The following is a 13,406-nucleotide window of genomic DNA, read 5'->3' as shown; positions in this document are numbered from 1 at the left end:
TTTACATGGCGACAAGCAAAAGCGCGAAAATCCAGGCCGAGATGGAAAAGGTCAAGGCTAAGATCAGCGAGGCCCAGGCCAAGCTGAAAGAATTGGAGCAGAAGCACCGGGAGGCGGAAAACGAGGAGATCGTGGACATCGTGCGGGGTATGAGCGTGCCCCTGGACGAGCTGCCCCTCCTGCTCCAGAAGCTTCGGGGCGGGGAGGGCGCTTCTGGTCACACTGGCCAGAAGTCCGGCCCTGCGGGAGAGGGGGCGGCGGAATGAGAAAAGCGCGGTTTTTAGCGGCGGCCCTGTGCGCCGCCGTCCTGCTCTGCAGCTTCACCGTCCCGGCCTATGCCTTTTCCGACGAGGGCGGGGGCACCGAGGGCAGCGATCTGTGGGAGGGGCTCGACCCGGCGGAGACGGCCCCGGCCCCCTCCCCGGAGCCGGAGCAGAGGCCCTTTACCCCGCCCGGCACGGGTACGGTGGTGGACAATGCCACAGACCAGGAGGGCAAGGAGTTTTTCACCATCACCACGGCGGACGAGTCCGTTTTCTATCTCGTCATTGACCGGCAGCGGGGCGCGGAGAATGTGTACTTCCTGAATGCCGTCACCCTGGCCGACCTCGCGGCGCTGGCCGAGGCCAACGGAGAGCCCCTGGCCCCCAGCCCCGAGCCTGACCCTGTACCCAGCCCGGAACCGGCCCCGGCCCCGGAGCCTGAGCCGCAGGCCAAGGGCGGGGCCGGGCCCTTTCTGCTGGGGCTGGCGGTGCTCCTGCTCGGCGGCGGGGCCGCGTTCTACTTCAAGGTTTACCGACCCAAGCACCAGGGGGCCCCCACGCCCGAGGAGGATTGCGCCGACGAGCCCACCCCCTACGAGGAGGACTATGAGGACGGCCCGCCCTGGGACGAGGACGGCGACGGGGAGCCGGAGGAATGAGCCGGGAACTGACCCGCGAGGAAAGGGCGTCCATCCGCAAGCTGGTGCTCTCCCTGTGCGCCAACTATGACCGGGAATACGGATGCCTGCCCCTGGACTGTGAGTGCTATATGCTGGGCAAGTGCTGGACGGGGGCCCTGTGCCGCTATTTCCGGGAGGCCGTGCTCCCCACCGATCCGGCGCTGGAGGCGGCGCTCACCACCGAGGGCCCGGCCCCGGAGATGCGGATTTGCCCCGTCTGCGGCGGGGCCTTCGTCCCCCATGGGCGGCGGGCCTACTGCTCCGAGGCTTGCACCGGGGCCGCGAGGCGTAAGCGCCAGCGGGGATATATGAGGAAAAACCGGGGCTGACCTGTGAGCTTTTGGCCCTTTGAACCCCGCTTGTTTCAAGACTTCGCGGGCCCGGTTTATTGGGGGCCGGTACGTTTTCACGTCCGGCCCCCGTTTCCGGCTTAAAAAGCTAACAAAAACAGCCCCATTTAGGGGCTGTTAAAAAGCACAGGGGCAAATGAGAGGTTGACGAATGGCATCTTGAGTGTAAGACCAGTGTAACGATGGCCGGATACCTTACCAATGATTTTCTGAACACCTGCGATAATTTTAGACATCAGCACTCCCCCTCCTTTAGTGATACTCTCATTTGCTGTAATTCCTGTGGAGTCTGGTGGGCCAGGAGGGGGCAGACATTGGCCCGCAAATATAATACAATAATTTGTTGAAAAAGACAATGCTTTTAGGAGGAGTCTATGGATAACAACCCTTTAAAAAACGCGAAGCTGTCTATGGAGCAGAACTATGACCACATCAACGGGATTATCAACAACCTTCCGGCCCCGCCGTCCGTTCCCGTGCCCCCGGCTCCGGTGATGGAAACGGACAAGGTGAAGGAACCGCCCCGGCGCAGGCGCAGCCTGGAGCGTGAGGAGCGGTGAACCAGAAGCGCGTCCGCAACGTGCCCATCTATGTGTGGGTGCGCCCTGACGAGCTGGAGGCCATCCGGGAGCGCATGGCCCAGGCGGGCATCCGCAACCTGAGCGCCTATATCCGCAAAATGGCCCTAACCGGCTATGTGCTCAACGTCGATCTTGAACCCGTCCGGGAGCTTGTCTCCCTCCAGCGCCGGTGCTCCAACAATCTGAACCAGGTGGCGATCCAGGCAAACACCTACGGCGGCATCTGCCCCGAGGAGATCAAGGCCCTGCAAAAAGACTATGCCGACCTGTGGGGGCCTCTCTCCGAGCTGCTGGAAAAGCTGGCCGTCGTGGTAAAGATATAACAATTGCGGGCACAGCAGTTAAACTTGCTGTACCCGCAACTATTTTAAGCTATAATTCCGCACAATTTTTTTGAATATGATACCAACTGTTTTGCCCGTTCAGTAATAAATGTATCATAATCAAGTGAAAATGTTTGGGACGGACAAATTGCAGATGCAAGTATTTCATCTATTTTGTCTGTAGTTATCATTTTGCAATAATCTTCGGGAGCCTTGTCCTTAATTTTTTGATTGTCTGCATTATTTAAAAAGCAAAAATTTGCCAGACAGTAAATTTGACTCCTCTCCAGACCAAGACGTTGCAAATGTTTGGCCGGAAATATATGGTGAAATTCTTTTGAATTGGCTAATTTCATTGGTTCTGAGAGGTCTACATTAGCACCAGAAATAAATGAACGTGGAGATGCAGATGCTAGCATAGCTATGAAAGTCTTTGTATTGACTGTATTAAGATTAAATACATTTCCGGTAAAAAAGGATGGAAATATTTCACACTTAAATGAGCAAATATCGAAACGCTCATCTTGCGCTAAATTTTTCATTGCTTGCAAATCGCTTTCGTGAGCGCTGTTCACACCGCTAGAATACCGCCTAGAGAAGCACCCACGCCAAAACCATTTGATAAGGCTTTGGCGTTGTAAATCCGTATATGTGGCCCCGCCTTTTTTGGGCGTACCAAAAAACTTTACAAGTGATACCAACATAGCTGGATATGGTAGATACTTTAGGCTGTCGAGTTTTAGTTCTGACCTTATAAAGTCAACAGCCGACTTAATGCCATTTTTTATTTCGTCGTAATTTGTGCGAATGTTTTCACCGTTTAGTTTCGTAATTGAACCCGGAGAAGTTTCTCCAAGGATATAGCCAGTAAAACACTTTAAGAGCAAGTCTTGATCAGTAGTTAATCCGTCATATCCATAATCCGCAAGTTCCGAGGACAAATCATCAAGTTGTTCCTGTAAATCAAAATCAGTACTCCAGCTCCAAGCTTTCAAGAGTTGGAAAGAATCCAGCGGCACGCCAGTTCGGTTAATGCGTTCAAAAACTATCGCAACATGCGCACGATCATCTGTCTCCATTAGCTGGAATGGAATTTGAATCTCCTTAAATATTTCTTGTAACTTGTCAACTTCAACTTTTGTTGAATCCTCTAATCCCTCGGTTGCCTTACGATACTTAACAGAATCAAAAAGGCAATTTAATGGAAAGTGCAATTTAGTATCAACTGCATCAGAGTCAAGAGGGACAAACTGGCTTTGTTGACTATCAGCTGAACTGCCGAGAACATAATAGATGTCCATCCAATTTGACGATGATGAGGCTGACAATTCTGTCTGAAACACAGAAAAAATTGATGTAATCCGTTGTTGCCCATCCAAAACATAATCTAAAGGATAACCTTTTGTTGGCTCTGGTAAGTCAAAACAACCTAAACGGCGCTCATTATCTAACCGTTCATTTGTTCTCCAGAAAAGTAAAGAGCCAATAGGATATCCCTTATAGAGACTATCAATAAAAAAAGCTACTTTTTCAGGTTCCCAAACAAATCCACGTTGAAATGAGGGAATTCTGATTTCTCCTGTGAGAGTCTTTTCAATAATTCTACGAATTGAAATTTCCGCCATTCAATCGCCTCCCTTTTGGTTTACTATACTCCATATATTACATTTCGACAATACTTTGCAGTCATCAATGTTCAGATAACTAAAAAATTTTATTAGCGAGGCAGACAAACTTCTGGTCACACTGGCCAGAAGCTGGGCCACAGGCGGCGGCTGAAAACAGCCGCCGCCTTTCTTCATAGAAAGGGGGAACGCCCACGGCCACGACCTACATCAAGCCTCACAAAAGAACGGTGGGCAAGTCCGCTGTACAGAGCATGAAAGGCCGTTTTGACTACGGCCTGAACCCGGAGAAGCTGGGGGCCGTGTCCGCCTACCTCTGCGATCCCGAGGCGGCCCACGCCGAGTTTATGCTGGTGAAAAGCCAGTATCAAGTGGAAACGGGCCGGACGGCGGAGCAGGGGGCGCTGTGTTATCAGATACGGCAGGCGTTCCCCGAGGGGGAGGTCACGGCGGAGGAGGCCAACCGGATCGGCTATGAAACCGCCCTCCGCTGGACAAAGGGCAAGTACCAGTTTTTCGTCTGCACCCATATTGACAAGGGGCACATTCACAACCATATCTATTTCAATTCCACCGCCGTTGACCGCTCCCGGAAGTTTCGCAACTTCATCGGCTCCACCTTTGCCCTGCGGCGGCTCTCTGACCGGGTGTGCCTGGAACACTCCCTTTCCGTGGTGGAGCGCCCCAAGCTCCACAGCAAGGGCAAGTATCAGCATTACGGCCAGTGGATGGGCGAGGCCCGGCCCCCCTCTTTCAAGGAGCAGATCCGCCGCGCCATAGACACGGCCCTGACCGAGCGCCCCGCCGACTTTGCCGACTTCCTCCGCCGCGTGGAGGCGGCGGGCGTTCAGGTGGTGCATGGGCGGGGCGGCGTGATCTCCTTCCGTGTCCCCGGCCAGGATTGCGCCTCCCGGCTCCGGGCCTCCACCCTGGGGGACGGCTACGGCCCCGAGGACGTGGGGGCCGTTATCGACGGCACGGCCCCCACCCGTAAGAGAGCGCCGGAGCGCCCTCGCCCGGCTCTCCGGCGTGTCGATCTGGTCATCGACATCCAGGAGCGAATGCGCAGGGGCAAGGGCCCGGCATACGAGCGGTGGGCCAAGGTCTACAATCTCAAACAGATGGCCGCCGCCCTCCAGTACCTCCTGGAGCACGGCCTGACCGACTATGACGCGCTGGCTGCCGCCACCACGGGGGCGGTGGATCGCGCTCACTCCCTGGCCGGGGAGCTCCAGTCCGTGGAGGCGGAGCTCACCAAGACCGGCCAGCTCATGGGGGCCGTGGTGGACTATGCCAAGACCCGGCCAGTGTTCGACGGCTACAAGGCCGCCCGGTACTCCAAAAAGTATCTGGCCGAACACGAGGCGGAGCTTGCCACCTACCGGGCCGCCCGCGCTTCTATGAATGACATCCTGGGTGGGGCAAAGCTCTCCCGGATGGACGCGCTCAAAAAATCCCGCCGGGAGTTGGCCGACAAGAAAAAGGCCCTTTACACCGACTACCGGGAGGCCCAGCGGCAGATGCGGGAGCTGGTGGCCGTCAAGGACAACGTGGATCACCTGCTCGGCCTGACGGATGGGCGGGAAAATAAGGCCCAGGAGCGATAGCGACGGGCCGCCGACAAGGGGCGCGACGCGCCCCGGACTTCTGGCCAGTGTGGCCAGAAGTCCAGCGGGTCTGGGGGCACCCCAGCAAGCATTTTCGCGGCGCGAAAATGGCAAGTGTCTATACACTTGCCTTGCTTGCCGCTAACGCGCTCCCCGGAACCTTCACAAAAAAAGGTTGGCCGCGTTTTCACGCTTCCGACCTTCCACGGGCCTTTTTCAGTCCCTCCGCTGTGGCTTCCATAATTGTTAGTTCTTTCTCATCCATCGAATTGAGCAAGACATCAATATGCTTCCGGCAGTCGCTCTGGCCGTTTTGCTTGTCTGGATAGAAAAATTGGTCTACGGAAATATCCAGCAGGGTGACGAGCTGATAAAAGGTGTTGAGGCTGGGATGCTGGCCCCGGTTTTCGATATACATGATGGAGCGCGGAGTACGATCCACAAGCTGGGCCAGATATTCCTGTGTCCAACCTTTGGCCTCCCTCTTGCGCTTGATTTCCCGCCCCAGGGCGTGGAAGTCAAGGCGCTTATCGTATTGGTACATTTTCATATCACCCCTATATCATTCTACATTTCAGGGTACATTATGAAAACGAAACACAATTTTATGAATTAGTAGTATTTTATTTCCTATTTGCATCCTTGCAAGCAAAATACAGATGCCTTATAGTGAAACCCTCCACTATAACACCAGACTTTCAAAATGAGATATACTACAGGAGATTGGAGGTGGTTTGCTGTGAACACATACAAAACATCACAGGTCGCCGCCGTGATTGGAATACATCCAAACACCGTGCGCCTGTATGAAGAATGGGGCATTATTCCAAGGCCGGAGCGGAAAGAGAATGGGTATCGGGTCTTTACGGATTTTCACATTGATCAAATCCGGCTTGCCCGTACAGCCTTTCAAATTGAAATCCTGCAAAGCGGCCTGCGAAAGAAAATATTTCAGATGGTCAAATTGTCGGCGGCGGGGAAGTTTGATGATGCCCTTTCCCTTACGCAGTCATATTTAAGCGGGCTGCTTCAAGAGCGTGATAATGCGGAGGATGCGATCCGCATTGTGAAACAAATCATATCTGGCGAAAACCAAGAGAACAGGACTTTTATGAAGCGGAAAGAAGTATCTGAGTATTTAGGCGTTTCAATGGACACCCTGCGGAATTGGGAAATGAACGGCTTGCTGGCGGTTAAGCGGAAAGAAAACGGCTATCGCATCTATACGGATGACGATATCAAACGTCTGAAAATCATTCGCGCCCTGCGCTGTGCCAATTACTCGCTGGAGGCCATTTTACGGATGATCCAACAGCTATCCAAAAATCCCAACGTGGATATTAAGACTGTGCTCAATACGCCAAGGCCATCCGACGATATTATCTCGGCTTGTGACCAGTTAATCCGCTCCCTGTCTGCGGCGAAAAAAAACGCCGTCATTCTGATGGAAATGTTGCAGAAAATGAAACGGCAATACTCATAAACCCTCCATCTTACCACCAATGTTTTCATTGGTGGTATTCTTTTATCATCACAAAAAGGAGGGTATGCGTATGCAGGAAGCACTCAAAGTCGAGCGGTTGTCGAAGTCATACGGCAATCAGCTTGCGTTGGACAACCTAAACCTATGCGTCCGAAAAAATATGGTTTTCGGTTTGCTGGGGGCAAACGGTGCGGGAAAGAGTACGACCATCGAATGTATTTTAGGGACGAGAAAGGCCGATAGCGGCACTATATCCGTCCTTGGCCGCGATCCCAAAAAAGACCGCCGTAATTTGTTCCAGGAGGTAGGCGTTCAATTTCAAGAGGGAGACTATCAGCCGGAAATCAAAGTTTCGGAACTATGCGAGGAAACGGCTTGCCTCTACAAAAGCCCTGCCGACTGGAAATCTCTATGTGAACAATTTGGAATCGGGGACAAGGTGAGCCGGGCGGTGAAAAGTCTATCCGGCGGGGAGCGCCAACGTCTTTTCATTGTTCTGGCATTAATTCCAGATCCCCAGCTTGTCTTTCTTGACGAGCTGACAACCGGGCTTGACGCAAAAGCGCGGCGGGATGTCTGGAAAATACTTGAGGGGCTGAAAAGCAAAGGCCTGACCATCTTTCTGACCTCACACTTCATGGACGAGGTTGAGGCCCTGTGCGATGAAATCTGCATCCTCAAAAACGGCAGAGCTGTTTTCTGCGGGACGGTAGCCCAGGCAAACGAACAATGTGGCTGCGAAAAATTTGAGGACGCCTATCTGGTGCTTTCCGGCGAGGAGGGAACGGACGAATGAAAGCCTTTGGAACGCTCTTGAAAAATGAGTTGAAGCTCAACATACGAAATATGAACATGGTGATTTTCGCCATCATCATGCCGCTGGTGGTCTTGGTCATCCTCGGCTTTCTCTACGGCCCAAAGCCCGCCGCCGACGGCGCGGCATACACCTTTATGGATCAGTCCTTTGGTGCGCTCTGTACCATCTCCATCTGCGCGGGGGGCTTGATGGGACTGCCCCTGGTGGTGGCGGAATATCGGGAGCGCAAAATTCTGAAACGCTTTCAAGTGACCCCGGTCAGTCCCGTTATGCTGTTGGCTGTGGAGTTTACGATCTATGTGATTTACGCCGCTGTCTCTATGCTGACACTGATCCCTGTGGCAAGGCTTTTTTGGAATGTCACCATTCATGGCTCTTGGCTGGCGTTTTTGGGTAGCTGGCTGTTGACTATGGTGTCCACCTTGAGCATTGGAATGATGGTGGGCGGTATTGCGAAAAACGAAAAGACGGCTAGTGTGATTGCCTGTGTGCTCTACTTCCCCATGCTGATTTTCTCCGGCGCGACATTACCCTTTGAAGTCATGCCCGAAATGATACAGAAAATCATCCGTGTACTACCTATGACCCAAGGCATCCAGCTCATGAAAGAAACTTCCCTTGGCTTGCCGGTCGGCAACGTCTGGCTTCCTATCGTCGTGATGGGGGCTGTGACAGTTCTCTGTACTGGAATTGCGGTGAAATGTTTTAAGTGGGAGTAACCCCCATTTTCCATAGGGACTATACGCTATAACGCCAAAACTGCCGCACGACGGCAAAAGAAAAAAAGCCGTCGTACAGCAGATATATCTTCACGCCCACTTGACGGCGGCTTTTGAGAAATCAAAGCCGCCGTTTTGCTACCCCTATAAGCGGCGGCATAAGGGAGGAGGCCGCCATGTTACAGTTTAGTCCCTAACAAACTTTACCGCTTAAAAAAAGGCCAATCTTTGCATGGGATCAGTCCGCCAGTATACATGAAACATATCACTACTTTATAGATTGTTTCGTTTCGTGCGTCCGCATAGCTATCTGCTGTGCGGACGTTTTTTGTACCCGCTTCTGGCCAGCGTGGCCAGAGGTGCGGAGCGGCTCCCCTGGGTGCCGCTCCCCGCCGCCCTCCATTTCGATCTGTTCACCCGTCAACCGCCCAACATCGAAATGGAGGATTTACAAATGACCATGCTCAATCTGCGGGACGTGTACCCGTTTTACCATAGTGACCTGTTTGTGGAAGTTTCCCAGGCCGTTGCCGAGGCCATGACCACCGCCGCCCGGCGGGAGTCCAACGCCCGCCGCCAAATGTACCGCTACAAGGCACAGTATTCCCTGGATCGCGGGGACGGCATTGAGCATAGCTCCCTGCGCTTCGCCCCCTCTCCCGCCGAACTCTATGAGGAGAAAGAAAAAATCGAGGCCCTGTATGCCGCCCTTGCCGCTCTCCCGGAAAAGCAGAGCCGCCGTGTGTATGCTCATTACATACTCGGCGTGAGCAAGTCTGACCTTGCGCGGGCCGAGGGGGTGGCGGAGAGCGCTGTCCGGGACAGCATCAGCCGGGGCTTAAAATTGCTCCGGGAACTTTTGAAAACTTCCATCTAATCGCCTGCGGTTTGACCCTGAAAAAGACATGGTAAATAGAAAGAGGTACAAGCCCTTTCTTTGGAACCGTGACAACTGAATAGACAGCATTTCAGGCACAAAACCCGCGTGAGTAGCGACGAAAGACGCGCCGCCAGGACAGATAGCTTTAAGGGGGTATGAAGGACAAGCTATCCGAGCGATCAACGCCAGTCTTTGACCCGGCCACGGCAAGCCGGGCGCGATGACAGCGCGGGGGATAATGAAACTTGCTCACGCCCTCCCACGGACTTGCGGGGGAGCCCTGCTGTATGCGCCAGCCTAAAAGGGTTCCCGGCAAATCAATGATTTGCTGGGAGGAGCCGGAACAGCGAAATGAACGAGCTTTTGCCGCAAGGCGGAAGCGAGGGATATGGAGCTTGTGACGGCGAGGCAGCGGTACGGTGGAGCTATGACAGTCGGAGCCACCGGCGGCCTGAAATGTTCCCCGCGCCGGGGATGCGTGGCAAATACGGCGCAGATATAGCAATCAAGGGGGCCGCCCCATCCGGGGCCTCTCTGTCTTGTAACAGGCCAAACTTCCCCGGATCGGCGGCCCCTGCCTTATCCCCTCCGCTTCTGGTCATCCTGGCCAGAGGTGGAGGAAGGTGAAAGGGCGGCGCACTCGCGCCGCCCTTTCACGTTTCCCCACGGGACAAGGGGAGGCTGGTAGTCTATCCACACAAAGCGAGAGAGGAGGCAGAATGTCTGGTAACTGCACAGAAGAGTATAGCTATCAGATAGATAAAATTACTTTTGTGGTCGAGCCGGTCTACAGCGACGAAGGCGAGACGTTGGCCGCAATTCTATTAAAGCTCATGCAGGCGGACGCGGAACGGTTTTGAACATTCAGAGGCATCCTTTTCATAGGCGGTCGGCAGAGGTATAATATAAGTGTAAATACTGCTTGTTTGACTGCCGGAAAGGAGGACATTTTGAAACAGTCGAACAACAGGAAGCACTCAATCAATACCGCCGCTTTGTACTGCCGTCTGAGCCGTGACGATAACATGGACAACGAGTCCAACAGCATTACCAACCAAAAGGCACTTTTAAAAAAGGTGGCAAAGGAGAAGGGCTATACCGACACCCTGTTTTTCGTAGATGATGGGATCACCGGCACCACCCTTGACCGCCCCGGCTTCAATGAGATGATTAAGGCAATCGAGGCGGGCTATATCTCCGCCGTGTTCGTGAAAGACCTTTCACGCCTGGGCCGTGACTATCTGAAAGTCGGCTACTACACGGAGGAGTTTTTCCCCGAGCATGATGTGCGGCTGGTAGCTGTTTCCGACGGTGTGGACAGCGAGGACGGCGACAACGAGTTTACCCCGTTTCGCAACATTATGAACGAGTGGTATGCAAAGGACATCTCCAAAAAGCGCCGGATCGTCAATAAGTTAAAGGGCAATTCCGGCGTCCCGCTCTCACCCCCGCCTTATGGGTACATGAAAGACCCGGAGGCCACACCCACCCGCTGGATTGTGGACGAGGCAGCCGCCGTGAATGTCCGCCGTATATTCAGGATGGCCTTGGACGGCCGCGGGATCGGGGAAATTGCCGCCGCACTCGCTGAGGATGGCGTTCTTACTCCTACCGCCTATTGGCAGAGCAAGGGCGTGGGCTGGGGCGGTAAAAAGACCAAGTTTTCCCCCACGGACTGGCGGCACTCTACCGTTGCTAAAATCCTTTCCTTACAGGAATACTGTGGGGACGTGATAAACTTCAAAACTTTCTCCAAGTCTTACAAGATGAAAAAGCGGATTGAAAACCCCGAAGAAAACCGGGCCGTATTCTTGAATGTTCACGAGCCCATCATTGACCGGGAGACATGGGAGAAGGTACAGAAGAAGCGCGGCACCCGCAAGAAACCCAACAAGACCGACGGGGAGTGCAGTATTTTTTCCGGTTTACTGAAATGCCCTGATTGCGGCGGAAACCTCAATTATCATGTCAACTACAATAACGCCGACATTAAGTATTTCAACTGCGCCAACAATAACAGCGCACGGGGCAGATGTGCCACAACGCATTATATCCGCTTAGACTTTCTGGAGCGTGTAGTGCTGGAGGAGATCCGCCGCCTAACCCGCTTTGCCAATGAGTATGAGGACGATTTCGCACGGGCTATTGTAGGGCGCTCCATAAAAACAGCGGAGCGTGACCGCATAAGAAAGCAAAAGGAGCTTGAGGGCCTGCTGGCGCGGGATAAGGAGCTTGACGTGCTTTTTGAACGTATCTATGAGGACAACGTGGCTGGGAAAATCAGCGACGAGCGGTTCTCCCGCATGGCGCAAAAGTACGAACAGGAACAGGGCGAGGTGGCCGGAAAAATCAAGGCCCTGCGGAAAGAGCTTCGCAAGGAGGGCAGCCAAACGATGACCGCCGAGCTGTTTCTTGATACGATCCGCCAATATACCGATGTGCGGGAGCTGACCCAGCGCATGGTAACGGAGCTGATAGACCATATAGACGTGTACCACGCGGAAAAGGTGGACGGCGTGACCCGCCAGCGGGTGGTCATCCATTATCACTTCATCGGCGCGTTTATCGCCCCCAAGTGCAAGGACATCCCCGAGGCCGCCATCCTGATGCAAACAAGAAAGGGAGTAGCCGTTCGCTACTCCCCGGAACAGATTGCAAGTTGAAGCGCCATAGAAATAAAAAAGCGGAGTGTCCTTAATAGGATACTCAAATCCTATAAGGACACTCCGCATGGTCGAGGTGACAGGATTTGAACCTGGCTATATTGCGTAAAAATACGTTGATATATAAGAAAAATTTATTTTCCGTGTTGCATTTCGTGTTGCATTGCTGTGAAATAGTCGTTGACTTTATCCGCAACGTCTCTCTGTTTTTCCTGCATTGTGTGTTGATATACGGTTTTTAGCATGTTGGGCGTTGCGTGTCCCATGCGCTCCATTGCATACCGGTCTGGGACGCCGAGGGCAAGCATAACCGACGCATTGTAGTGACGAAGATCATGAAAACGGAAGGTGAGCCCTAACCGATCCCGAAGTCGCTCAAATCGGCGCGTAATGGCGTTGGGAGTAAGCGGAACAATGGAATCCGAGGAGCGAGGGGCCTTCTCCAGATACTCAGAAAGGAAGTCCGGCAGGGTCAAGGTTCGCGTTCCTGCATAAGACTTCGGTGCCTTGACAACCCAATTGCGCTTATCATCCACGACCATGGCCTTGTTAATCCGCAATGTCTTGCGAACAGGGTCATAGTCGTTCCATGTGAGCGCTGCGATCTCGCTTCGTCGAAGCCCGAGCATGGAGGCAAGTATAAGGGCGGTTTCCATTGCTGTGTTGGCGACAGATCCCATCAAGGCCTGGATTGCCCTGTCGTCGGGCACGGCGATGTCAGGCCGGACCTTTGCTGGCAATTTAGTGCGGAGAACGAAGTCAGGCAAGGCCTCTGCCAGAGCCGCGGAAAGCAGCCCATGCGCGTTCCGAGTAGACTTGGGAGAGTGATCCATCGCATAAGCGTTTATCGCGGACTGAACGGCTTCCTGCGTGATCTCAGACAGCTTATACGAGGTCAGATCCTGTAGCGCGTATACTTTTAAATGCTTATACTCTCGCACGGTAGATGGGGAGAGGATCGCCGTCTTCGTCGCGATGTACTGATCGATCGCCTCGCCTATCGTCAGTTCTGCGGGCCTTGTTCTGTGTCGCTTTTCAACATTGTACGAAGCGGCCATGAATTCGGCTTCTTTCTTTGTGCCGGCGGTAAATGACTTGTATTGGCGCTTGCCGGTCGTGTCTTTTCCGACATACAGGTTTACCCGCCAGCTCCCGCTTGGGAGCTTTTTTGCGGTCGCCACGTATATTGCCTCCTCCTACAATTTAATACCACAGATCATCCATTAGTTTTGCAATGCGTTCATGGCGTTCAGCGTTGTCGGCCACTCGATAGCCCTCGTCTGTCTGCTCGATGGCGGTTCCTTCCTTCACCCCAGACGGCAGAGCATGCAGAGGTATCTCGACCATCTGTCTGTTCTCGTCCTCACAAACTGCGATCATGCCCTCGATTCGATCAACTACGAATTTCACCTTTC

The 13,406-nt window shown here is 53.5% G+C and carries 16 protein-coding genes; 12 read left to right on the top strand and 4 right to left on the bottom strand.

Features of this window, described 5'->3' with window-relative positions; translation table 11 throughout:
• The first annotated feature begins 5 nt into the window (after positions 1 to 5).
• From C1725_RS15525 to C1725_RS15505, 5 genes are all read left to right on the top strand, one after another.
• Positions 6 to 266 carry a DUF4315 family protein gene (locus tag C1725_RS15525; protein WP_102412509.1) on the top strand — a complete coding sequence of 87 codons (261 nt, stop codon included), beginning with the start codon at positions 6 to 8 and terminating at the stop codon, positions 264 to 266.
• A complete protein-coding gene (locus tag C1725_RS15520) occupies positions 263 to 922 on the top strand; it encodes a CD1107 family mobile element protein (RefSeq protein WP_102412508.1) in 660 nt (219 codons plus the stop codon). The genes C1725_RS15525 and C1725_RS15520 overlap by 4 nt, the downstream gene beginning before the upstream one ends.
• Complete coding sequence (locus tag C1725_RS15515; protein WP_102412506.1) at positions 919 to 1,272, top strand: cysteine-rich VLP protein; 354 nt, start codon at positions 919 to 921, stop codon at positions 1,270 to 1,272. The genes C1725_RS15520 and C1725_RS15515 overlap by 4 nt, the downstream gene beginning before the upstream one ends.
• Positions 1,273 to 1,667: 395 nt before the next feature.
• Complete coding sequence (locus tag C1725_RS15510) at positions 1,668 to 1,853, top strand: DUF4316 domain-containing protein (protein ID WP_102412504.1); 186 nt, start codon at positions 1,668 to 1,670, stop codon at positions 1,851 to 1,853.
• Complete coding sequence (locus tag C1725_RS15505) at positions 1,850 to 2,197, top strand: plasmid mobilization protein (RefSeq protein ID WP_102412502.1); 348 nt, start codon at positions 1,850 to 1,852, stop codon at positions 2,195 to 2,197. Before C1725_RS15510 ends, C1725_RS15505 begins: the two co-directional genes overlap by 4 nt.
• A 44-nt stretch (positions 2,198 to 2,241) precedes the next feature.
• Here the strand turns inward: C1725_RS15505 and C1725_RS15500 are convergent, their stop codons facing one another.
• Positions 2,242 to 3,822 (bottom strand): GmrSD restriction endonuclease domain-containing protein, encoded by a 1,581-nt coding sequence (locus C1725_RS15500; protein ID WP_102412500.1) that lies wholly within the window; start codon positions 3,820 to 3,822, stop codon positions 2,242 to 2,244.
• A 254-nt stretch (positions 3,823 to 4,076) separates the two neighbouring features.
• Here C1725_RS15500 and C1725_RS15495 point away from each other — a divergent pair, with 254 nt between their 5' ends.
• Complete coding sequence (locus tag C1725_RS15495; RefSeq protein WP_102412499.1) at positions 4,077 to 5,429, top strand: relaxase/mobilization nuclease domain-containing protein; 1,353 nt, start codon at positions 4,077 to 4,079, stop codon at positions 5,427 to 5,429.
• A gap of 187 nt (positions 5,430 to 5,616) precedes the next feature.
• Here C1725_RS15495 and C1725_RS15490 read toward each other — a convergent pair whose 3' ends face one another.
• Positions 5,617 to 5,979 (bottom strand): helix-turn-helix domain-containing protein, encoded by a 363-nt coding sequence (locus C1725_RS15490; protein WP_428829592.1) that lies wholly within the window; start codon positions 5,977 to 5,979, stop codon positions 5,617 to 5,619.
• Positions 5,980 to 6,168: 189 nt separating this feature from the next.
• Here C1725_RS15490 and C1725_RS15485 point away from each other — a divergent pair, with 189 nt between their 5' ends.
• The 6 genes from C1725_RS15485 (at position 6,169) to C1725_RS15465 (ending at position 11,991) form a co-directional block, all read left to right on the top strand.
• Positions 6,169 to 6,912: a MerR family transcriptional regulator gene (locus C1725_RS15485; protein ID WP_102412497.1), complete on the top strand. Its 744-nt coding sequence runs from the start codon at positions 6,169 to 6,171 to the stop codon at positions 6,910 to 6,912.
• A 70-nt stretch (positions 6,913 to 6,982) separates the two neighbouring features.
• A complete protein-coding gene (locus C1725_RS15480; RefSeq protein ID WP_102412496.1) occupies positions 6,983 to 7,708 on the top strand; it encodes an ATP-binding cassette domain-containing protein in 726 nt (241 codons plus the stop codon).
• Positions 7,705 to 8,448 carry an ABC transporter permease gene (locus tag C1725_RS15475; RefSeq protein ID WP_102412494.1) on the top strand — a complete coding sequence of 248 codons (744 nt, stop codon included), beginning with the start codon at positions 7,705 to 7,707 and terminating at the stop codon, positions 8,446 to 8,448. The genes C1725_RS15480 and C1725_RS15475 overlap by 4 nt, the downstream gene beginning before the upstream one ends.
• A 454-nt stretch (positions 8,449 to 8,902) precedes the next feature.
• Entirely contained in the window at positions 8,903 to 9,325 is a 423-nt protein-coding gene (locus tag C1725_RS15470) for a sigma factor-like helix-turn-helix DNA-binding protein (protein WP_102412492.1), read from the top strand.
• 722 nt (positions 9,326 to 10,047) lie between these two features.
• On the top strand, positions 10,048 to 10,188 hold the full coding sequence (locus C1725_RS19475; protein ID WP_346026723.1) for a hypothetical protein: 141 nt from the start codon (positions 10,048 to 10,050) through the stop codon (positions 10,186 to 10,188).
• A gap of 90 nt (positions 10,189 to 10,278) precedes the next feature.
• On the top strand, positions 10,279 to 11,991 hold the full coding sequence (locus C1725_RS15465) for a recombinase family protein (RefSeq protein WP_102412490.1): 1,713 nt from the start codon (positions 10,279 to 10,281) through the stop codon (positions 11,989 to 11,991).
• Positions 11,992 to 12,125: 134 nt separating this feature from the next.
• On the opposite strand, the gene C1725_RS15460 is transcribed toward C1725_RS15465, so the two are convergent.
• Both C1725_RS15460 and C1725_RS15455 read right to left on the bottom strand, forming a co-directional pair.
• On the bottom strand, positions 12,126 to 13,172 hold the full coding sequence (locus C1725_RS15460) for a tyrosine-type recombinase/integrase (protein WP_102412488.1): 1,047 nt from the start codon (positions 13,170 to 13,172) through the stop codon (positions 12,126 to 12,128).
• Positions 13,173 to 13,194: 22 nt separating this feature from the next.
• Entirely contained in the window at positions 13,195 to 13,401 is a 207-nt protein-coding gene (locus C1725_RS15455; RefSeq protein WP_102412487.1) for a DUF3006 family protein, read from the bottom strand.
• Between the last annotated feature and the right edge of the window lie 5 nt (positions 13,402 to 13,406).

The sequence above is a fragment of the Beduinella massiliensis genome, assembly GCF_900199405.1.
Classification (GTDB): domain Bacteria; phylum Bacillota; class Clostridia; order Christensenellales; family Aristaeellaceae; genus Beduinella; species Beduinella massiliensis.
The sequence above is the reverse complement of the archived record's forward strand: the minus strand, read 5'-3'. Positions and strand labels throughout refer to the sequence as shown.